Source organism: Pontibacter sp. 13R65, from assembly GCF_047525655.1.
In the GTDB taxonomy this organism is placed as follows: Bacteria; Bacteroidota; Bacteroidia; order Cytophagales; family Hymenobacteraceae; genus Pontibacter.
Map to the genome: position 1 here is coordinate 1 of NZ_JBLIQL010000026.1, position 20,627 is coordinate 20,627.

General features: G+C 43.4%; 17 protein-coding genes and 1 pseudogene. 10 read left to right on the forward strand and 8 right to left on the reverse strand.

All coding sequences use genetic code 11. The features are described 5' to 3' along the window. The first annotated feature begins 372 nt into the window (after positions 1-372). The 4 genes from ACMA1I_RS20535 to ACMA1I_RS20550 all read left to right on the forward strand — a co-directional run bounded on the left by ACMA1I_RS20535 (position 373) and on the right by ACMA1I_RS20550 (position 3,843). Positions 373-1,341 (forward strand): ROK family protein, encoded by a 969-nt coding sequence (locus tag ACMA1I_RS20535; protein WP_337070352.1) that lies wholly within the window; start codon positions 373-375, stop codon positions 1,339-1,341. Positions 1,342-1,912: 571 nt separating this feature from the next. Next, positions 1,913-2,317, forward strand: coding sequence for a hypothetical protein (locus ACMA1I_RS20540; RefSeq protein ID WP_337070353.1), 405 nt, complete (start codon positions 1,913-1,915; stop codon positions 2,315-2,317). Positions 2,318-2,788: 471 nt separating this feature from the next. Next, the gene (locus ACMA1I_RS20545) at positions 2,789-3,580 is read left to right on the forward strand and encodes a GDSL-type esterase/lipase family protein (protein WP_337070354.1); all 792 of its coding nucleotides are present in this window, start codon (positions 2,789-2,791) and stop codon (positions 3,578-3,580) included. 29 nt (positions 3,581-3,609) lie between these two features. Further along, a complete protein-coding gene (locus ACMA1I_RS20550) occupies positions 3,610-3,843 on the forward strand; it encodes a hypothetical protein (RefSeq protein WP_337070355.1) in 234 nt (77 codons plus the stop codon). Positions 3,844-3,959: 116 nt separating this feature from the next. Here ACMA1I_RS20550 and ACMA1I_RS20555 read toward each other — a convergent pair whose 3' ends face one another. The 4 genes from ACMA1I_RS20555 to ACMA1I_RS20570 all read right to left on the reverse strand — a co-directional run bounded on the left by ACMA1I_RS20555 (position 3,960) and on the right by ACMA1I_RS20570 (position 9,542). Beyond that, positions 3,960-4,256 (reverse strand): hypothetical protein, encoded by a 297-nt coding sequence (locus ACMA1I_RS20555; protein WP_337070356.1) that lies wholly within the window; start codon positions 4,254-4,256, stop codon positions 3,960-3,962. A 580-nt stretch (positions 4,257-4,836) separates the two neighbouring features. Next, entirely contained in the window at positions 4,837-8,520 is a 3,684-nt protein-coding gene (gene purL, locus ACMA1I_RS20560; RefSeq protein WP_337070357.1) for a phosphoribosylformylglycinamidine synthase, read from the reverse strand. A gap of 102 nt (positions 8,521-8,622) precedes the next feature. Continuing rightward, positions 8,623-8,760 carry a hypothetical protein gene (locus tag ACMA1I_RS20565; protein ID WP_337070358.1) on the reverse strand — a complete coding sequence of 46 codons (138 nt, stop codon included), beginning with the start codon at positions 8,758-8,760 and terminating at the stop codon, positions 8,623-8,625. 236 nt (positions 8,761-8,996) lie between these two features. Next, entirely contained in the window at positions 8,997-9,542 is a 546-nt protein-coding gene (locus ACMA1I_RS20570) for a hypothetical protein (RefSeq protein ID WP_337070359.1), read from the reverse strand. A 452-nt stretch (positions 9,543-9,994) separates the two neighbouring features. Between ACMA1I_RS20570 and ACMA1I_RS20575 the strand changes: the two genes are divergently transcribed. The 5 genes and pseudogenes from ACMA1I_RS20575 (at position 9,995) to arr (ending at position 14,148) form a co-directional block, all read left to right on the forward strand. Next, a complete protein-coding gene (locus tag ACMA1I_RS20575; protein WP_337070360.1) occupies positions 9,995-10,507 on the forward strand; it encodes a hypothetical protein in 513 nt (170 codons plus the stop codon). Positions 10,508-10,864: 357 nt separating this feature from the next. Further along, a complete protein-coding gene (locus tag ACMA1I_RS20580; RefSeq protein WP_337070361.1) occupies positions 10,865-11,104 on the forward strand; it encodes a Crp/Fnr family transcriptional regulator in 240 nt (79 codons plus the stop codon). Positions 11,105-11,496: 392 nt separating this feature from the next. Then, positions 11,497-12,313 (forward strand): annotated as a pseudogene (gene ygiD, locus ACMA1I_RS20585) (4,5-DOPA dioxygenase extradiol). 63 nt (positions 12,314-12,376) lie between these two features. Continuing rightward, positions 12,377-13,228, forward strand: coding sequence for an SDR family oxidoreductase (locus tag ACMA1I_RS20590; RefSeq protein WP_337070362.1), 852 nt, complete (start codon positions 12,377-12,379; stop codon positions 13,226-13,228). A 503-nt stretch (positions 13,229-13,731) separates the two neighbouring features. After that, positions 13,732-14,148, forward strand: a complete 417-nt coding sequence (gene arr / locus ACMA1I_RS20595) for an NAD(+)--rifampin ADP-ribosyltransferase (protein ID WP_337070363.1) — start codon at positions 13,732-13,734, stop codon at positions 14,146-14,148. 148 nt (positions 14,149-14,296) lie between these two features. Here arr and ACMA1I_RS20600 read toward each other — a convergent pair whose 3' ends face one another. From ACMA1I_RS20600 to ACMA1I_RS20615, 4 genes are all read right to left on the reverse strand, one after another. Next, positions 14,297-15,307 (reverse strand): hypothetical protein, encoded by a 1,011-nt coding sequence (locus ACMA1I_RS20600; protein WP_337070364.1) that lies wholly within the window; start codon positions 15,305-15,307, stop codon positions 14,297-14,299. 1,576 nt (positions 15,308-16,883) lie between these two features. Further along, entirely contained in the window at positions 16,884-17,897 is a 1,014-nt protein-coding gene (locus tag ACMA1I_RS20605; RefSeq protein WP_337070365.1) for an LLM class flavin-dependent oxidoreductase, read from the reverse strand. A gap of 220 nt (positions 17,898-18,117) precedes the next feature. Further along, entirely contained in the window at positions 18,118-18,918 is an 801-nt protein-coding gene (locus tag ACMA1I_RS20610; RefSeq protein WP_337070366.1) for an NADPH-dependent F420 reductase, read from the reverse strand. 26 nt (positions 18,919-18,944) lie between these two features. Beyond that, positions 18,945-20,069, reverse strand: a complete 1,125-nt coding sequence (locus ACMA1I_RS20615) for an NtaA/DmoA family FMN-dependent monooxygenase (RefSeq protein WP_337070367.1) — start codon at positions 20,067-20,069, stop codon at positions 18,945-18,947. Between the two features lie 180 nt (positions 20,070-20,249). Here ACMA1I_RS20615 and ACMA1I_RS20620 point away from each other — a divergent pair, with 180 nt between their 5' ends. Further along, entirely contained in the window at positions 20,250-20,600 is a 351-nt protein-coding gene (locus ACMA1I_RS20620) for a helix-turn-helix domain-containing protein (protein ID WP_337070368.1), read from the forward strand. Positions 20,601-20,627 lie beyond the last annotated feature (27 nt).

Consider the following 20,627-nt stretch of genomic DNA (forward strand, 5'->3'; position numbering starts at 1 on the left):
ACCACTTCCCATTGCGAGTCAGTTAGTCTCTTGTATTGAGATTCCATAAGCCTTAAAGTTTGGTCACTTTTGCTTACGGACTGACTCGCTCTTTTTACCCATTCTTTAAAATTTAAACATGATCTCAAGTAGATGAGCTGCTAAACCTCTGTTTAATTTAAAATGTTGACCTCTTTCTTCAACAGGTTTATGCCAGCTACCACTCATAATCGGTAAGTTTCGGTAACGATCTGGTGAATTTCGACCAAAATTATGGTTGGTTGCTGCATATTCTTTAAATTACCTGCCAGTTAAGTAGGTAAACAAAGCCCACCTTTATAAACGGCATATAACATAGCCTGCTATTGAAGTGCTATTTTATAGGTAAGATATATGATCAACCAGATAAAACAATACGCCATAGGAGTAGATATAGGCGGTACCAATACTAAATTCGGCCTGGTGAACCACCGCGGAGAAATTTCTTATAACGACCGCATGCCTACCAACATTTACGCTACCGCAGAGTCGTTTGTGGAAGCACTATATGCCGCTTTGCTTCCTGCTATAGAGGAGGTAGGTAAAGAGAACATAAAAGGAATAGGTGTAGGAGCTCCCAACGCCAATTATTTTACCGGCTGCATTGTAAATGCACCTAATCTGAACTGGAAAGGCGTGGTTCCTTTTGCCAACCTGATAACAGAGAAATTTGGTTTACCCTGCTCCATTACCAACGATGCCAATGCTGCCGCTGTAGGCGAAATGATTTATGGCGCGGCAAAGGGCATGAAAGATTTTATTGTGATAACGCTGGGAACTGGCGTAGGTAGTGGCATACTATCAGGTGGAGGCCTCATTTACGGACACGATGGTTTTGCCGGAGAATTAGGCCACACCATGATTCGGCCTGGAGGCAGATTGCACTGGTCTACCGGCTTATACGGAACCTTGGAGTCTTATGCCTCCGCTACAGGCATTGCCATTACAGCAAAAGAAAAGCTGGCCGAATCAGACCAGCAAAGTTTACTACGGGAATACCCTGAGGATGCTATTGATTCCAAGGCAGTGTATGATTGCGCTATGAAAGGAGATGCGCTGGCGCAGGAAGTTTATGCCTTTACAGGCCAGATCCTGGGTGAAGCGCTTGCCAACTTTGTGATGTTTTCTTCGCCAGAGGCCATTATCCTGTTTGGTGGTGTTACAAAGGCAGGCGATATGCTCTTGAACCCTGTGCGGGAACACATGGAGAAGAACCTACTGGCAGTATTCAGAAATAAAGTGCTAATAACTTTTAGCGAACTAAACGAAGCCGATGCTGCCATACTTGGGGCAAGTGCCTTGGTTTGGGCAATGCAAAGCTGAGAATGCTTCAGCTAATTCAGTGGAAGGCTCTCTAAAAAGCCTCTTGTTTGGCTTCCAACTTAAATAAAAAATAAATCGCCAAAGCTTTTTAAGATAGCGTGGCGATTTATTTTTTGACTGAAAGGCAAGTGATTTTATTATTAATAAACCGAATCAGTCTTTGGGTTAAACTCTGATTTGACTTAGGGCCATAAAACGGCTTTTTCAATAAAACTGATTCGCTTACGTGTGTTTAAGAGGTTGTATTTTCCATCTGTAAGTCTGGAACTATACTAGGTTACTTGTTTAACCAGTTAAGTGAATTTTACTGGCTTTATTTTTTTACCTACATTCATGCTATCAAAATAGATAGTAACAGAATACAGAACTGCTGTTCTTGATTGGGCGGTGAAAAAAATCAGCAAGTACGGGATAGAAGATAGGCTCGCAGCAGAATGTCTTGCAGCCAATTACGAAATAAAAGACTGCAAGAAACATTAGAATACAAGAACCAAATAAAGATAATACTAAACCTTCGGAAATACATCACCCGTGTACTGGCTGTAAGTGTAAATTATTACAATAAAGCGATATGAATTCTAGAGCTGCCATCAAAATCATGTTATGGCTTTTTACAGCTGTAACTCTCTTTCATCTTTGCATTATATTAAAACTGATCCCTTACGAAATTACATGGGGAGGGCGGCTAGAAAACGATTCTGAAATGTATGTTTTCGAATCATTATCTATTCTGCTGAATGTATTTTTGATCTTAATGCTGCTCATAAAAGGGAAGTTTATCAGACAGATGCTTTCAATAAGAGTAGTGAATATTATTTTGTGGGCTTTTCTATTCCTATTTGGTTTGAACACGATTGGAAATTTGTTTGCCAAAACATATTTCGAAAAATCATTTGCAGTTCTTACGCTTGCTTCCTCCATTTTAATCTGGATAATACTTAAAGAGAAAAGCAGCAAGCCTATAACTTTAAAGTAACGACTGAACAATCGTCACTTTTCATTTTAGTGGTGCATTTATTAAATAAAATCGACTGGACTTAGTTTACCTGTACTCTGATGTAGCGGCGGTATACTACAACTCCGCCACATCAGATCGTGGCTACACTAGCTGTATATCAGTACAAAATTATTGAAATGAAAAAAGCCTTCCAGAGCTTTTTTCAATTAAATCCTCAAGGGCTTATGAGGTTCTGGATTGTTCTACGCTTCATGTATTGGCTATTGGCCAATCATCGGCAGTAGAGAAGAGTTGGTGCTGCATGGCTTTTATTTCCTGGGAGGTACAGGGGGCAGTCTTCCAGTTCCTGTAGCATTTCCTCTTTATGGAGCGCCTATCCTGTAAACACTGGTTCCTATAGGAATTTGTGCATCTTCAGTTAGAATTCTATAGATTTAACCATTTTAATGGAAACACTATCTCTTAACCTTATAACTGCTCCTTCTAAATATGCTGCCAAATAGAAATGGAACTATCTTATTTTTCCTGTATCTGTTCTTTGCCTTATTGCCCGTGCAGAAGCTATTGGCCCAGCAGCAGAAGAACCTCAACATTGTTTTTATAGGCAACAGCATCACAAGGGGATCAGGACTTGCCAATCGCGATACAGAAGCGGCACCTGTACATGCTGTAGCCTACCTGCAAAACCAAAAGAAGATCGGTAATGTCCGGTTTTCGAACCAGGGTGTAGGTGGCTATACCACCATCAATTTCTTGCCTGCCACCTCTAAAGGCTTTCTTAACGTAGCAAAAGCAGCAGATGTGTATAACGCTGATGCACAGGCGACCCTTGTGTTTTCTATCATGTTAGGCACCAACGACAGTGCCATGGAAGGACCCACTGGTGCACCTGTTTCTCCAGACCAGTACCGCAACAACCTGAAAGCCATGGCAGACAAGCTGTTGGCTGATTACCCAAATAGCCTGTTGGTTTTACATCGCCCGCTGTGGTATAGCCCTACTACCCAAAACAATGGTGCCAAGTATCTGCAGGAAGGATTGGACCGGTTACAAAGCTATTTCCCCGAACTGGATGCCTTAGTTGCCAGCTATGCCACCACCCATCCAGACCGTGTATTTAAAGGAGACAACAAAGCCTACAAATTTTTCCGCAAAAAGCATCTTACCTATTTTCAGCACGAACAAGGAAAGCAGGGGATGTTTTATTTGCATCCGAACAAAGAAGGTGCTGCCAAATTAGGCATCTTCTGGGGCAAAGGAATAAAGAAAGCTGTACTGTAAACCCAGGCCAGGGTGCAAAGAGCCAGACAATGGTGCTACTTATTCAGGAACCTATAAAAGATGATGCCACCGGCTGCGTAAAGAAGACCATCTACCCAATCGCCGGTATAGCGGGGCATGAACCTCGGAAAGACAACTTCGAAGGCAACTGTGAAATAAAGCACCGCAAAAGCTACCTGGTACCTGGAAAGGCGGACCTGGGGACCATACAGGCAGCGCAGCACAAACAGGGCAACGGTGAGCACCAGCGGCATGCAGAGTAAATCATCCAGGTAGTGGCGTATCCACCATGGCCTGGGAAAACCCATCCAGCGCCATGCCCGATGCCCAAGGTATATTGCGGTTAGCACCCAAAATGTTGGGCTAAGGGTAGCATAACTTAGCCGGCCAGAAAGGCAATAAGCCACAGGATAAATGAAATAATGGCTGCAAATGTAATTTGAATTCCCAGGCCTACTCTCTTGAAAAGACTTAAATACCAGGGGTCCTCTGGGTCTATTTTAATAAAATCAACAGAAAAACGTTTACTTTCCTCTTGTCTGCGTTCTTCCCGGGCCTGCTCACGGGACACGGCAATGGGATCAAGAATGCTCTGGCAGTGCTCGCAGCGGTCGGTCGGGTTCTGGTTCCACTGGGACCACTGACCACACACTGGACATTTTCTACTCGAATTCATAGGTTTCTAAGGTATAGCCTTTCCTTTTCAAATGACTGAAAAAGGCAAGGGCAGTTCTTCTTGATGAATTGAAAATATGTTTGCAGCTCGATTGAGCTATTACAAAGGTACCAATTTAAAGACCTTACCCTACTAAACACGTTATCTTACCCTAATGGTTATTGTAAATGGCAGAATTGTCTGGAATTGAATTAATAAGAAGGTGGTAACTTGGGATGTGGCTTTTGTGCATTACTCAAGAAGTTAAGCTTTGATTTTAGAGTATCATTTTTTTTCTTCTCATGGCAAAGTATAGAGAGTCAAGTTGATGAGACGCGAATGAAGTGAGTAACAAAGTTCGGATGACACTAAAGGACATAAAAAAAGCCCCGCAGCAGAAAATGCGGGGCTTCCTNTTTTTTCTTCTCATGGCAAAGTATAGAGAGTCAAGTTGATGAGACGCGAATGAAGTGAGTAACAAAGTTCGGATGACACTAAAGGACATAAAAAAAGCCCCGCAGCAGAAAATGCGGGGCTTCCTTATGGAAGGATAATCTATAGAAGTTTATTCTCCTTAAGAATTGGGATACGATGGGTCTACTTATTTTCCATTTGCTTCCAGCCACTTCCTGGCATTCACAAAAGCCTCCATCCAAGGAGATACATCGTCGTGGCGGCCTTTCGGATAGTGTGCCCATTGCCATTGCAGGAGCGAACGCTCAATGTGAGGCATCATTACCAGGTGGCGACCGGTTTCATCGCATAGCATGGCAGTGTTGAAGTCGGAGCCGTTCGGACAAGCCGGATAGGTTTCGTAAGCATATTTCGATACGATCTGGTACTTATCTTCAACAAGTGGTAAGCTGAAACGACCCTCACCGTGCGACACCCAAACACCCAAGGTGCAGCCAGCCAGGCTGGAAAGCATCACCGATTTGTTTTCCTTGATGGTTAAAGAAGTAAAGATACTTTCGTGCTTCCCGCTCAGGTTGTGGTGCATTCTAGGCTTCTTGTCGTGATTCAGGTTAATGAGGCCTAACTCCACAAACAGCTGACAGCCGTTGCAAATACCTACCGACAGCGTGTCCTCACGTTTGAAGAAATTCTCCAAAGCAGATTTCGCTTTCTCGTTGTACATAAAGGCACCTGCCCATCCTTTAGCAGAGCCCAATACGTCGGAGTTAGAGAAACCACCCACAGCGCCAATAAACTGAATATCTTCCAGTGTTTCTCTTCCAGAGATCAGGTCCGTCATGTGCACGTCCTTCACATCGAAGCCTGCCAGGTACATTGCGTTGGCCATTTCACGCTCGGAGTTACTTCCTTTTTCGCGGATAATGGCAGCCTTTATTCTTGGCTTAGCAGCATCTATTACGGGCTTTTTACCGTCGAATCCTTCCGGAAACTTGTAGATCAGTTCGTGCTTCTTATAGTTGTCGTAACGCTCTTTGGCACTTACCGGACCGCTTTGTTTGATGTCCAGCAGGTAAGAGGTTTTAAACCAAGTATCACGTAGTTGAGCAATGTCGAAGCTATAAGTATCTTCTGCATTCTTCAGTTCCAGCGTGGCAGTGCCTGTGCTGGTACCTATCTTGTGGAATGGAACATTGTTTGCCTCTAAAGTAGCTTCTACGTCTGCCGATGCCTGAAATACAACACCAATATTTTCAGAGAAAAATACTTTTATGCTATCTGCCTCACCCAGTGAAGTCAGGTCGATGCTTGCGCCCAGGTTATTGTCGGCAAAGCACATCTCCAGCAACGTTGTAATTAAACCACCGCTACCAATATCGTGGCCTGCTTCTATCTTACCTTCTTTGATTAGTCCTTGCAGCGTGTTGAAAGCGTTCTTGAACAAATCTGCATCGGTAACATCAGGTGTTTCGTTGCCAATTTTGTTTACTACCTGCGCAAAAGAAGATCCGCCTAATTTATAAGCATCGTTAGAGAGGTTGATGTAGTAAATGTTACCACCATCACGCTGCAAAACAGGCTCTACTACCTGGCGTACGTTGCTACAATTTCCACCAGCCGAAATAATGACCGTACCAGGTGCAATAACCTCCTCTTCTTTGTACTTCTGCTTCATCGAAAGAGAGTCCTTACCAGTCGGGATGTTGATGCCCAAGGCAATTGCAAAATCCGAACAGGCTTCCACCGCTTTATATAAACGGGCATCTTCTCCTTCGTTCTTACAGGCCCACATCCAGTTTGCAGAAAGCGAAACGCTCTGCAAGCCGTCTTTTAGCGGAGCCCATACTATGTTCGATAAAGATTCGCCAATGGCATTGCGGCTACCTGCTGCCGGATCAATCAGTGCTGAAATCGGAGCATGTCCAACCGAAGTGGCAATACCTTCTTTGCCCTGGAAATCAAGTGCCATTACACCGCAGTTGTTCAGCGGCAATTGCAGCGGACCAGCGCATTGCTGTTTCGCCACACGGCCACCCACGCAACGGTCTACCTTATTGGTGAGCCAGTCTTTACAAGCTACGGCTTCTAACTGCAGCACCTGCTCCAGGTAAGTCTGCAGCTGATCTTTATCGTATGATACCGGTTGGTACGTTCTGTTAACAGTGTTGTCGGTCATCACCACTTTAGGAGAGCTGCCGAACATGTCGCTCAGTTCCAGGTCCATTGGCTTCTGGCCGGTAGAGGCTGATTCGAAGGTAAAGCGGTGGTCGCCGGTAACATCGCCCACAGTATACATAGGAGCTCGTTCGCGATCCGCTATCTTTTGAAGGGTCTCAATATCCTTTTCACCTATCACCAGCCCCATACGCTCCTGCGACTCGTTTCCGATAATTTCTTTCGCAGATAGGGTAGGATCGCCTACAGGTAGTTTATCAAGGTCAATTTTACCGCCTGTTTCTTCCACTAATTCCGAAAGGCAGTTTAAGTGGCCACCGGCACCATGATCGTGTATAGAAACAATCGTATTCTGTTCGCTCTCCACCATGCCACGGATAGCGTTAGCGGCACGTTTCTGCATTTCCGGGTTCGAGCGCTGGATGGCATTTAACTCAATGCCTGAACCGTGCTGGCCTGTGTCGGCAGAAGATACCGCTGCACCGCCCATACCGATGCGGTAGTTTTCACCACCCAAGATCACAATTTTATCGCCGGTTTTCGGATGCTGTTTCTGCGCCTGGCTGGCTTTACCGTAGCCAACACCCCCAGCCAGCATAATTACTTTATCGTAACCCAGCTTTCTTGGAGCTTCCAGTTCATCTGCTCTCTCGTCGTGCTCGAAAGTTAAAACCGAACCTGTAATAAGCGGTTGTCCGAATTTATTGCCAAAATCAGTCGCACCGTTAGAAGCTTTGATCAGGATGTCCATAGGCGTTTGGTACAGCCACTGTCTTTCCTGCGTAGCCTTCTCCCAAGGGCGGTCTTTTGCCAGGCGTGATAAAGCCGTCATGTAAACAGCTGTACCGGCCAAAGGAAGCGCACCCTGGCCCCCAGCCAGCCTATCGCGGATCTCACCACCCGAACCGGTAGCGGCACCGTTGAAAGGCTCTACAGTAGTAGGGAAATTGTGGGTTTCCGCTTTGATTGAAATAACCGATTCGAAATCACTTACCTGGTAGAAGTCGGGTTCATCGGCACGTTTAGGCGCAAATTGCTGCACCACTGGGCCTTTGATGAAGGCCACGTTATCTTTGTAGGCCGAAACAATATCGTTCGGATTGGCTTCTGATGTTTTACGGATCAATTTGAACAGCGAAGTAGATTTCTCTTCGCCATCAATCACAAACTTACCATTGAAAATTTTATGGCGGCAGTGCTCCGAGTTCACCTGCGAAAATCCGAATACTTCAGAGTCGGTCAGTGGTCGGCCTAATCTTTCGGAAAGGCTGTTAAGATAATCCACTTCCTCATCGCTGAGCGAAAGCCCTTCCTGCTTGTTGTAGGCTGCAATATCGTTTACCGGCAGCACAGGCTCCGGCTGAATATGGATCGTATAGATCTCCTGATTAAGACCGTTATACTTTTGGGAAAGCATTGGGTCAAAATCCGTGAAATCTTCTGTTACTGTTTTAAACTCTTCAATCCGTATAATCCCCTGAATGCCCATATTCTGGGTAATTTCTACGGCATTAGTACTCCATGGTGTAATCATGGCCGCACGTGGGCCCACAAAATAACCACTCAGGGTTTTTTTCTGCTCTATTGTGGCATTGCCGAAAAGCCATTCGAGTTTTGATATGTCTGTTGCGGTCAGTTCCCCCTCACTCTGTAAGGCGTAAACTGTTTCGGGCTGACTAGAAAAGAAGTGAAGCATGCTTAGTTTTTTTCAAGCAGCAAAGGTAGGGTTTTAATTTTGAAAATGGGAGAGGTGGAGATAGCTGTTAGTGCAGCTTAATTTGGATTAGGCAAAGCAAAGCTACAGATAGAAAGCAATCGGTATGTCACCACCCGCACTTACTTTTCTTTTATCTGACTGGCTGATGGTACTAGCAGTGATATAATCTTCATCATTTTCTATTTGCTCCCTTTCGCTTCTATCCACTTGTTTCCACATTTCGCAGTCGGGTTGCTAAAAAAGACATTCTCTAACTAATATAGATAGAGAATGAAAAAACCGTAAGCTTCATTGTGATAGATCATTTAAGGCTGGCTTACACATATAATAAGGCCATGATGGTTTTGTTGTGTTTACAGCCCGACAGGAGTATGTCGAACACAATAGTAGAGAGGCCACTTACTTTACTTGCCTTTTCTCGGAATATGTTACGGCTGCCTGTTCTTTACATGACATCAGTGTTGGCTACGGTAGCCGAAGCCGAAAAGCGTGTGTAGCGCAATGTTTGGCACAGTAGCCGTTCCGCCCCCAGCCAGTGGCATCCGGGCCCATGCTGCTGTAAGTTTTGCTTCCGGGCGAAGATACCAGTGCTCGGCTATTCCCAGAGGCAGACCCACCGCGGCTTGAAGACATATTCCGGAAATGTGGTAACCACCACCAGGCAAACTGCGCACCGGATTAATGGTTTTACCTCGTATGCGCCCCTCCGGGTGCCCCACTACCATACCTATACCAAGCCGGAAAACAGGAGGTGAACCTCCCTTGTGTGCCATTAACCTGCTCACCATTATCAGGTTGTAACCGTGCGACACCTCAAAGTGCTCTATTTCCGATGGCGGATTATCGAGGTAGAGTTTATGATGTACCAATTCTGCGCTCCAGTTTCTATATCCCAGGCGGTAAGTGTAATATGGGGAGCCTTTCCAGGGGCGGGTGCTGTAGCGGGCTTTAAAGCGAATGGAGGCCTCTCCTGGCTGCTTCACCTGTAGGGGCAGGGGCAAACTCCAGGCGGTGCCGGCAAATACCTCAGCAGTTACATCCTGAGCGTGAACCCACGGGCTGCTAAAGTGTAGGAGCAGAAGTGGTAGCAGGAGCCACCAGAATATGTGGATGCATCGCTTCGTTGGAATAAAGGTTAAGCTAATGAAATTATTAACGTGAGATGCTAGACTTAGTTAATAGCAGAAAAGACATTAATTTAGAATATATTTGATCCGGAATTATCTAATTAAACTTATGGAAAAGTAGCAGGATCTTTCTGCAAAAATGAGAAGCATGTTGTTACTTTTATCTTAATTTTTAGCGTAAATAATAAAGTACGCAAGGAAGAACTAAAGCTAGCAGGCCTTACCTTCTTTCCTAGAAGAAAGGAGGTATGAAACTCCCTTTTATTGAGCGTAAACTTATCAATTATAGTACCTGTTTTGTGTTTGGGCCTCATTCCGTCTACCGTGTGGAAGAGTTAAAGGTGGGGCTACATAAAAAAAATGCAGGTGCCACTTTCGTTCGTAACATGGTAACTGCTATGGCTGCAGCTGACAAATTTACTATTGATAATGGCAGATCACTGCTGTATCAATCAGATTATGTAAATATAGTGCTGGATTGGCAAAAGGAGATGTTGCTAGTCCGATGGCTAAGGCCGGTCGTGAGCAGTGAGTACAGGAATGGTATTCAGACAGCCGGGCGTTTCCTTGTGAAACTTGGTGTGGAAAGGTTGCTGGTGAATAACCACCGCATGGGTGTATTAACCATAGAGGATCAAGGATGGCTTGCCAGGATTTCGGTTGAAGTTATCTCACAAAGCAGGTTGCAGCGGCTGGCAATTGTCTCTTCTTTCGATATGCTTCAACAACTTACTAATGAAACCCTGGACAGCAGAGTGAAAACAGAAACACCTACTTTTAGTACTGAGTATTTTTTAACCGAGCAAGATGCCATAGAGTGGCTATTATTGCCGGGCTGACTGTATTTAGTAAACTTTTTGATCCTAAATTTATTCTACTGTGGTTTCGGTTCATTTCCTTTTCAATTCAGTTTATTCCTACACAATTAAAACCCATTACCTGGTCCTCACCGCTCAGAAAGCAATCAAGAAATAACCAAAGCAGGTACCGTTGCTCATGCAGTGAAATAATTTAACCTTCTGTGGTTGGTTGAGTTGTACTTAATAAATTGCCTGCAACTTAATTAGTCTCTTGAAACGCCTGTCTTATTTACACCAATCGCTATTTTCGATTTGGTTTTTCAGAAATTTAATGAGAAAATTCGCCTGTTACCTCACGAGTAGGAAGATTTAAAGGCGTAGCTTGCCTCAAAAACATTGCGTAAAAGGCAGTACCTGTTACAGGAGGGAGAGGTATGTAAAGCCATTGCCTTCGTAGAAAAAGGTGCTTTGCGGGAAATTAAGATTGAAAACGGGAGTGACCGTATCATTCAGTTTGCCATTGAGGGTTGGACTATTTCAGACCTGCTCAGTTCTTTGACTAATGAACCTGCCACTTATAATGTAGATGTAATGGAGGATGCGCAGTCCTGGTTATATAACCAGGACTGCGCATGAACAACTTTTAAAGATCCAGCCAAAATATGAAACATATATACGCTTGCTCATTACAGAAGCTTATGTTGCTCTTCAAAGGCATCTTACTTCTACTATTAGTTTGTCTGTAGAAGAGCGTTACATAAATTTTACAGAGAAATATCCTGACATTGCCCAAAGAGTGCCACTACATATGATCGCCTCTTACTTGGGTCTGACTCCTGAAACACTGAGCCGGATCAGGAAGAAAATGGCTAATCGGAAGTAACCCCAACTTCCTGATCATTGATGAAAGTCAATAATTTTTCTTGATCCGGCGCAATGTATAAGGCATAACCTGGCGGTAGCTTTGTAAAAATGTTAGGATGCAACGAGGTCAGTTTATTCAAACACTTATGACAGGAGCAATGGGTATGACTACATTGTCTGCGTTTATCCAATTTACAGATGGCCTAAGTGAGCAGGAGCAAATGATGCCGGTTATATTTATAGGCCATGGCTCCCCCAGGAATGGAATTTTGGACAACGAGTTCAGCCAGAAATGGAAGCAACTGGGGAGAGAAATTCCGACACCTAAAGCAGTTCTTGTTGTTTCGGCCCTTTGGCTCAGCAAAGGCACCCGCATTACGGCCATGGATCTTCCAAAAACTATTGACGATTTCGGCGGTTTTCCACAGGAGCTGTTCGATGTGCAGTATAAGGCACCGGGCAGCCCTAAGCTGGCGAATAAAATAGCCTCCCTGATTCAATCTGCTACAGTTGAAATTGACCATGATTGGGGACTTGACCACGGTGCTTGGACAGTGCGAGGCCAGTGTACCTGTGCTTCAGCTCAGCATAGACTACACGAAAGGGCCGCAATATCATTATGAGCTGTCTAAAGAGCTAACAAATCTGCGTAAAAAAGCAGTACTTATTTTAGGGAGTGGAAATATGGTGCACAACTTGCGCCTGATAGCCTGGGATAAGATCAGCGAGCCGGAGTATGGTTTTGATTAGGCTTTGCAGATGAACACAACCTTCATAGACCTGCTCCGGAAAGGGAGTCATGACGAGTTGATAAACTATGAAAAATTGGGCAGAGAAGCCATGCTGGTCATTCCGACCCCGGAGCATTACTGGCCATTACTTTATACCCTAGGGATGAAAGGAAGTAAAGATACAGTAGAATTCTTCAACGACAGGGCGGTAGGTGGTTCCTTGACTATGACTTCCGTAAAAATGGGGTAGGGCATGTATAGCTGTTATGCGCGTCTGGAATAAAAAGAAATATAAATCAAAAAGTAAACTAATATGAAAATAGCGATCACTGGAGCAACAGGTCAGCTTGGAAGGCTTGTTGTAGAAAAACTAAAAGAAAAAGTTTCATCAGAAAGTATTGTAGCGCTTGTGCGTACGCTGCAAAAAGCCAAAGATCTGGTTATTGAAACCCGTGAAGCGGATTATACCAAACCAGAAATGCTGGGAGCTGCATTAAAAGGTATACATACTCTCTTACTGATTTCATCGAGCGAAGTGGGACAACGTGCCGCACAACATAAGAATGTTATTAAAGCCGCAAAGACAGCCGGTGTAAACTGGATTGTGTATACCAGTTTACTTCATGCAGATACCTCTTCCCTTAGCCTTGCTGATGAGCACCGAGCCACAGAAGCTATGTTGCAAGATGCTGGCATACCTTTTACTATCCTGCGCAACGGATGGTATACCGAAAACTATACAGGGTCAATTCCGGGAGCAATAGCTGGTGGCACATTTATCGGTAGCGCCGGCATTGGAAAGATTTCTTCGGCTTCACGGGAAGATTTTGCAGAGGCAGCAGTGGCTGTGTTAACTAGCCAGGGCCATGAAGGCAAGGTGTATGAACTGGCAGGAGATGAAGCTTATACACTCAGTGATCTGGCTGCGGAGGTTTCCCGCCAAACAGGAAAAGATATCCCCTACAAGAACCTGCCCGAGGCGGAGTATGCTGGAGCTCTCGCCAGCTTTGGTTTGCCTGAGAGCCTGGCAAAAGCGATTGCCGGATGGGATGTAGCTGCATCAAAAGGAGCTTTGTTTGATGATAGTCGCCAGCTTTCGAAGCTTATCGGGCGCCCAACCACTCCTCTGTCCGAAACGGTAGCTGAAGCACTACAAGTATCCTGATCAACCACATTTGTTCCTAGTCATATCAGCCCTTTAATTAGGTTACATTGCCATTCATGCTACTTTAACCTAATTAAAGGGCTGATATCTGAAATTGGTTGGAATAAATTGTAACGCCTTATTAGAGCAATCTAATAGGGCGTTTTGGCGCCCCAATATTGGAGTTTTTATTTTTCTCCAAAAGCATGTGCAAAATTTACCGTTTGCTGGGCTGTAGGGGAGGAGCAAAATAAATCATTCTTATATAGCAGGAATAATCCTTTTTATTTCGGATTAGCTCAATGTACTTTTCCCTCATATTTCTCAAATTTTTTACTTGAATTGGATAACTAGATTTACTAATTTCAATAAAGGATTCTGCAAGTAACACGTTTATATGCTAGTTGTAACAAATATTTTATACTCACCGAAGCGTGTTTTAGACCAGCGAATATCGGCTTGTATAAGAGGATGGTACAATTAATGCGAAGGCTATAACTGCAAACTGAAAGGATGAAAAGCCAATGGAATTGAAAAACCACCTAAGTTCACAGAAGTTCTATCATGGCACTAAGGCTAAGTTGAAGCTGGGAGATTTGATTGTGCCTGGCTTTAATTCGAACTACGGTAAAAACAAGAAGGCTGCCTATGTCTACCTAACTGCCACTTTGGATGCTGCTATTTGGGGAGCCGAGCTTGCCTTGGGCGAAGAACCAGGTAGAATTTACTTAGTAGAACCTACTGGCCCAATAGAAGATGATCCCAACCTGACGGACAAGAAATACCCAGGTAATCCAACAAAATCATATCGTTCTCAAAATCCTCTTCGGGTAACTGGAGAAGTAACGGAATGGGAAGGGCACCCTCCTTTAGTTCTTAAACAAATGAAAGATCACCTTGATCACCTGAAGCAACTAGGGATTGAGGCAATTGAGGATTAAACAAAAAAGAAACCTGTTAGTAAATATTTATTTTATCTGAATTTTGTGATTCTACGTGGAGTCAGTAATGAAATGCTTGAAATACACCACTTCTACTGCTGAACGAACTGCTGCTTCTGCGAAGTACAGATTGATAGAAAAACAGCGCTTAGTCAGGCAAATTAGAGACTAGGCTCTGTAGGTTCTGATTAATGGTTAATAAAGAAGCCTGCAGTTGATTCAGCATATTAGACCGTGCGTGTAAATCATCGGATTGATAGTCTCCTCCTGAACCGAAATACAATTCTTGTTGCTCAGCGGTTGTACCTTTTAGCAAATAGTCCTTCCAACGCTGCCGTATGTTGTGACGCATTGAATATTGCCCACTGTTGCTGAAAAACTTTTCATTGAGTACATACCAAATGAAAGGCGAGTAGATGGATGACTCTTCTGAATCTCCCCAAACATCGGATAACAAGTTTCGTTTGTGTATGAAATGAACTGACCGATTAGAGGAAAATGCTGCCGCTACGCCTAGGCCGGCACCAATAGTCCCTCCTCCGATACTAAAGGCATCTTCGGCCTTGTTATTCGTTACAAAGGCAGCTACAACGGCGGTTGCGGAACCAACCACTATGGAAAATACCGTTAAGTTCCTGATGCGTCTCTGATCTCGCTGGTCTAAATAATTAGCTATTTGATCTGCCCGTTCTCCTTCACAATCAAGTTCTGCTACGATGCTGGAAATTTCGGTAGAAGCTAGCAGCACACGGTTTTGAATCTTACGATACAAAACTGCCTGCTCCAAGCGGGTATCTTTGTCATGCTGCTGTTGCAGGCGTATCAGGTCCTGCAACAAAGGCAATACACCGATCGCATTAGCGATTAGCAGATCGTGCCTGGAAAAAAGATTGGTTAAGCTGCTATCCTTAGCCAGCACAAGCTCAATTTCACCTTGGGGCAGGTAGCTGGAATGATAGGTATATTGCAGACTAGGCTCGCAATATCTGCTGTCCGCACTCGAGCGAAGAATATGTTCGGGAGAAGCGCAGGAAACCATAAGCACTAACCAGGAAAATGTGAAAAGCCTTTTAAAACTTATCTTCCATTTCCGACAGTGCATTATTGACCTACTGGTTAAAAATAAACCTGTAGTATCGGGTTTCTCTCTTTTCTCCATTACATCGTTCAAAAAATACTTCGGGTAGTAAATTTCATGTCGATATCATCTATTTCAAACATTCCGAATGTTTTCAAATGAAATAAGAAAAGCAATTATGACACTTTGTTTTTCCTATTTGTAAGAGATATCTTAAATAATTTGTTTAGTGTGTGATACGTTTTATTACAAACGAAGGCGTTAAATGTTAAAGGACTTTACGGTGAGGCATGCGCAACGGGTGATTTACTTTGTTACTTTCCTTTATTGGTAGCTTTGAAACTTTTTTAATGCACACGGTTATTGGAAAAGCAGTAGGCAATCCAAGGAATTCGGGACCTACATTAGGTCAATATGTTATTAATTGCAAGAAAACGCATTGCCCATCTTGGTTTCCTCGACTTGAAACACAATTGAACGGCATTTCGGATATCAGGTGCGCCTGTGAGTTGGCTTTCCACCGCTTATTTCCCATAATAGCTTGATGAACCGCTCAGCCTCCCCCGCCAGATGGTTATTTGTTACACTTATATGGCCTTCAGCCATTAACAGTTTTAGTGGATGTGCTGTTTGTAGCATGGTGTGATGTGTGGCGGGTTTGGAAATGAATTATGCTAATGAAAAGTGCCTTCAAGAGGTGCTTTGCCTATTTTTACCTATAGGCTTTACGTAGCATCCTTCCCAGTTTGTAGTATTAACTTTCTCTAATCTCTCCAGTTGTTTTAGTAATAGTTGTGTCTCTCACCATAGCAACGTTACCAAACAATGTAACATTAGTAGCAGCCTATGGGCAGAAGTTGGCGCTTGCCTTGTAGAAGCTCTGCGGTAATCAGATGACCTGATTAGTAAAGAATTGGAAGCGTCATTTAAGCTGTTGACTCCTATAGAAAGGCTTCTAGGCTATGTGAACATCTTTCTGAATAGGAAAATTCTCTTCACCCAATTACCCCCAATGCAAAAAAATCTTTTGATTTCGTTTAAGTGTATAAATAAGATTATATTAAATTAGGGCATAGCAAAGACCAAAAATTAGTAACAAAAAATGTAAATCAAGTAATGAGTACCAGATCAAGAGACCAACAGAAGAAGCAGCGCCAAAAAGAATTCAAGGAAAGGAAAGAACATCAGGAGTTGCTTAAAGCTGCAGCAAAAAAAGCTAAGCGTAATTCATCAAGAAAGGATGAAACTGATGGGACGCCAGGGAGCACAAAGTTGTCTAATCCTATAATATAGCTTGATAACAACCGTCCCATATAAGGGCTGATTTAGCAATACTAAAAGCTTAAGAGATTTATCATTTACTATTACATTCCATACAAGCATATTCTTAATCCTGTATTAGGCAGTAAATAGAGCAGGAAGAGTATCTGTATTAATGTCCGAATCAAACATAAAAAGGCCTCCAGCATTTAACTGAAGGCCTTTAAAGTAGACCAAAGGATAGAATTATGAAACTTTATAAACAATTCACTGACCTCCTTAAGTATTTTTTTGAGGTAGGGTAGGAGCAAAGATATTTGTTTTGCATACAGCCTTAAATGAATATCAAGGCAGCCCACTATTTCTAAAAAATTAATAAATTCTGCCTTTCCTCTTCTTACCTGTTTTCGTTTAGCTCCATCATGATTTCAGCGAATATTTTGGTTGATTTTAAACGGTCATCGAGATTGTATATGTTAGATACAGTTATCAATTCATCTACTCCCGTTTCTTCCAGAAATTCCTGAATTTGAATTTTCACTGTTTGCTTACTACCGACAAATGAATATTTGAGCATTTGCTGTAAAGTTGGATGCTGGAATGTTTCTTTCAACTCTGCAGTCATTTCGGTTGGTGGCTGTAATGGGGCTCGGGAGCCGGTCAATACCCCCACAAACATTCTGATCAATGAAGTGAAGAGTTTTTCAGCCTCTTCATCGGTATCGGCAACCAAAACATTCACTCCGGCGATGGTATAGGGTTTTTCTAAAAACCTGGAAGGCTGAAACTCCTGTTCATAGATTCGTACTGCATTATGTAAATGTGTAGATGCAAAGTGGCTGGCAAAAGCGTAAGGCAATCCCTTTTCAGCCGCAATATGTGCGCTATCGGTAGTTGAGCCTAGTACATACAGCGGCACATTTGTACCTTCTGCAATAGGAGCCCTTACTTTTGCAGCTTTATTTTCTATGGAAAAATACTGCTGAATTTTTTCTATTTCCTGAGGAAAAGAATGTGCGGCCTCCATAAAATCTGACCGAATAGCACGAGCAGTTTGCTGATCTGTACCAGGTGCCCTTCCTAGGCCTAAATCAATGCGGCCCGGGTATAAATGGGCCAATGTCCCGAACTGTTCGGCTACGATCAAGGGAGAATGATTGGGTAGCATCACACCTCCTGATCCTACCCGGATGGTGGTGGTATTTTCAGCCACGTAACCAATGAGCAGCGATGTGGCGCTACTGCCAATATTATCTGAATTATGATGCTCAGCAAACCAAATGCGTTTATAGTTATTTGCTTCTGCTTCTTTTGCCAATGCCAAAGAATTATGCAGGGTCTGTTGTATAGTTTCTCCCTGCGAAACAATGGCAAGTTCTAAGATGGAATAGGCTATTTCTTTATGATCCATAGTATTTGATGCTAATAAAATTCTTATACGTTTCTCTTTACCGGTATAGCTGTTTACTAACCAAGCAGTCACTTCTTTATATCTACTTTGCTGGCTTCTCTTTCGGCCTCCCATGTTAGCAAGGGCAGGGAATTCTTGCTGAAAGTACTACTATCAGCATAAGTGAGCAACCTAAAGATCCTGATAATAACCCTTAAGTCTGGTGCAAAAACAAATAAACCTACTGCAGGTTTTCAGCGGCAAATGCCCTATTGATGGCTACCATTTCTTCGTGAGAAGGAAATGGGTTTAAGCTTTGAAATTTCTGCATTACTGCATCCCGTGCTACAGGACCTTTACCCTTTTCTGCTGCAGCAAGCGCTTGTTTAAGTTCAGCTGCATTCAGTTCTGTACAATAGCCAGGGTTACCCGGTTCTTGTCTCCACGATTCGGCAAGGCTTCCACCGTCCACGGTATCAAAACCAGTCTGGTTAACCAGTTCAGCAGCTACTCTTTTATGATCCTCGTTATCACCGGCAACTGAAATTGCTACCCTTCCTTCTTCGCCGGCAGCTTTTCCTTTATGCTGCAGGGTGTATTCCATTATACTATTAAACACCTTAATAACCGGTCTTCCCAAGGTTTCAGAAATGTATTCACTTTCCGTTTTGCCTTCTAAGCCAGGTAGCTCACCATCCCGGAAAGGATAGTAGTTGGAGGTATCCATAATGATGACCTCCGGGCCTAAGGTCTGAAGTAAATGCTTCGGCAGATCTTTATATACTTTGAAAGGAAGGGAGAATACAATAGCTTCCACGTCTTTTACAACATCTTGGATAGTAGCGGCCTCTGCGCCTAAATGGTTAGCTATTTCTTTAAGCGTGGCCATATCCCTGGTGTTGGTGACTTTTACCTGATGACCTGCATCAGACAATTTTTTGGCAAGAATGCTTCCGATAGCTCCTGTCCCGATGATTCCTATTTTCATGATATTCCATTTAAATGTTAATGTTTTTGTACCCTGTTCAGCAAAGCCCGGCATACATGACTCTTGGTATGTCTTGCTGATTAGATCTTTCTAAAAGCTGGCTTGGGCAATTCTAGATTGCCTCTCAGTGTTTCAGATTCATACTCAGTGCGGAATATGCCGCGTTCCTGCAAAATAGGCACCACTAGTTCAATGAAATCCCTCAGGCCATGGGGATGATCCTGGCGGAGTATCAACATATCCATTGCTCCCTGCTCATACCACTGCTGCACCTGATCGGCTACTTTTTCGGCTGACCCAAAAAACAGGGGACGCGGGAGGCTGTTATTGGGAATTAACTGCAACAGTTCCAGATATTTCTCTCGCGCTTCCTGTTCTGTGCTGCCAACAATTGGATTCTGTGAGACTGACACGATAAAATCTTCCGGTCTTCTGCCTTTTTCAACTAGCTGGTTTCTTAATTCGTTAGCAATTGTCACTGTTTCCTCCAATGTATTTCCATGAGTAAATACACCGTCTGTATAGCTTGTGGCGTGATCTATAAAAGTTTGGGATCTGCCTGCTGTGTATAACACCGGCCGCCCCTGAACAGAACGGCTAAGATTTAAAGGCCCGTCTACCTGAAAATATTTTCCCCTATAATTCACTGTATGCATTTTTCGGGGATCTAAAAACAAGCCACTTTCTTTATCCCGGATAAAAGCATCATCTTCATAAGTGTCCCACAACCCCAGCACGATCTCCATGAATTCTTTATTCATAGGGTACTGGTCTGCCTTGCCTAAATGACCACGGCTGAAGTTGACCATGCCTCCAGGGTTTGAAGTAATGGCATTTAAAGACGCACGGCCTTTACTGATTTTATCTAGCGACAGGATTTGCCGGGCAGCACTATAAGGATCGGCATAAGAGGTTGAAATGGTAACTGAAAGCCCTATGTTTTTAGTGTGCATACTAATGGCAGACATGACAGAAACACCTTCGAACATGCTCAGGTAATGTGGGATATTTCCCGGGCCAACATGGCTCACGTCGACCAAAAAGAGCGTATCAAACTTGGCTGCTTCGGCAAGTTTGGACTGTTGAATATAAAAATCAATATTTTCGCTAGCATCAGCGGGCATATCGTAATGCTGCCATCCCACAAAATTCCATCCCAGCCCATCAATATTAGCCGCAAGCTTTAACTTTTTTCTATTTTCCATAATAATTGTAATTGATGCCCATTTTACCCATGCCGGAACTTCTACATGGGCGAGTATTCAGCGCCGCTATCTAAATTTTTCAGATGGCCCTGGATAATTATGGTTGCAAATTTAAAAAAAATCACTTTACTTTGTATAGTGCTTTCCTAAAGGATAGTGGAATGCTTTATATCATGACTTATGGCTAATAAAATGGGATACCTGTCCTGTCTGGACACAGTAAAGCCGGTACGGGATGCGATCGATGTTATTAATGGCAAATGGAAATTGCCCATCATCATCTCCGTTATGACGGGCAATGAACGGTTCACTGATATTCAGGTAAGTATTCCTGGCATTACTCCAAAAGTTCTGGCCAAGGAACTCAAGGGCCTGGAGCAGCACCAACTAATCAAGCGGGTGGTGGTAGACGATTACCCGGTGAAGATCTTATATAAACCGGAACCCTATGCCGATACTTTAACCCCTATTATAGATGCGTTGAAGGTGTGGGGGCTGAACCATCGAAAGAAAATTTTTGAAAAGGATTAATTTAGGAATAGTTACCTGGATGACTTT

What these genes read in the sequence shown, in the direction of transcription:
- ACMA1I_RS20540 (WP_337070353.1), top strand. Translation starts at nt 1,913, where the DNA reads ATGAATTCTAGAGCTGCCATCAAAATCATGTTATGGCTTTTTACAGCT.
- purL (WP_337070357.1), bottom strand. Translation starts at nt 8,520, where the DNA reads ATGCTTCACTTCTTTTCTAGTCAGCCCGAAACAGTTTACGCCTTACAG.
- ACMA1I_RS20535 (WP_337070352.1), top strand. Translation starts at nt 373, where the DNA reads ATGATCAACCAGATAAAACAATACGCCATAGGAGTAGATATAGGCGGT.
- ACMA1I_RS20620 (WP_337070368.1), top strand. Translation starts at nt 20,250, where the DNA reads ATGGCTAATAAAATGGGATACCTGTCCTGTCTGGACACAGTAAAGCCG.
- ACMA1I_RS20555 (WP_337070356.1), bottom strand. Translation starts at nt 4,256, where the DNA reads ATGAATTCGAGTAGAAAATGTCCAGTGTGTGGTCAGTGGTCCCAGTGG.
- ACMA1I_RS20550 (WP_337070355.1), top strand. Translation starts at nt 3,610, where the DNA reads ATGGTGCTACTTATTCAGGAACCTATAAAAGATGATGCCACCGGCTGC.
- arr (WP_337070363.1), top strand. Translation starts at nt 13,732, where the DNA reads ATGGAATTGAAAAACCACCTAAGTTCACAGAAGTTCTATCATGGCACT.
- ACMA1I_RS20605 (WP_337070365.1), bottom strand. Translation starts at nt 17,897, where the DNA reads ATGGATCATAAAGAAATAGCCTATTCCATCTTAGAACTTGCCATTGTT.
- ACMA1I_RS20610 (WP_337070366.1), bottom strand. Translation starts at nt 18,918, where the DNA reads ATGCCGGGCTTTGCTGAACAGGGTACAAAAACATTAACATTTAAATGG.
- ACMA1I_RS20600 (WP_337070364.1), bottom strand. Translation starts at nt 15,307, where the DNA reads ATGGAGAAAAGAGAGAAACCCGATACTACAGGTTTATTTTTAACCAGT.
- ACMA1I_RS20565 (WP_337070358.1), bottom strand. Translation starts at nt 8,760, where the DNA reads ATGTGGAAACAAGTGGATAGAAGCGAAAGGGAGCAAATAGAAAATGAT.
- ACMA1I_RS20545 (WP_337070354.1), top strand. Translation starts at nt 2,789, where the DNA reads ATGCTGCCAAATAGAAATGGAACTATCTTATTTTTCCTGTATCTGTTC.
- ACMA1I_RS20615 (WP_337070367.1), bottom strand. Translation starts at nt 20,069, where the DNA reads ATGGAAAATAGAAAAAAGTTAAAGCTTGCGGCTAATATTGATGGGCTG.
- ACMA1I_RS20590 (WP_337070362.1), top strand. Translation starts at nt 12,377, where the DNA reads ATGAAAATAGCGATCACTGGAGCAACAGGTCAGCTTGGAAGGCTTGTT.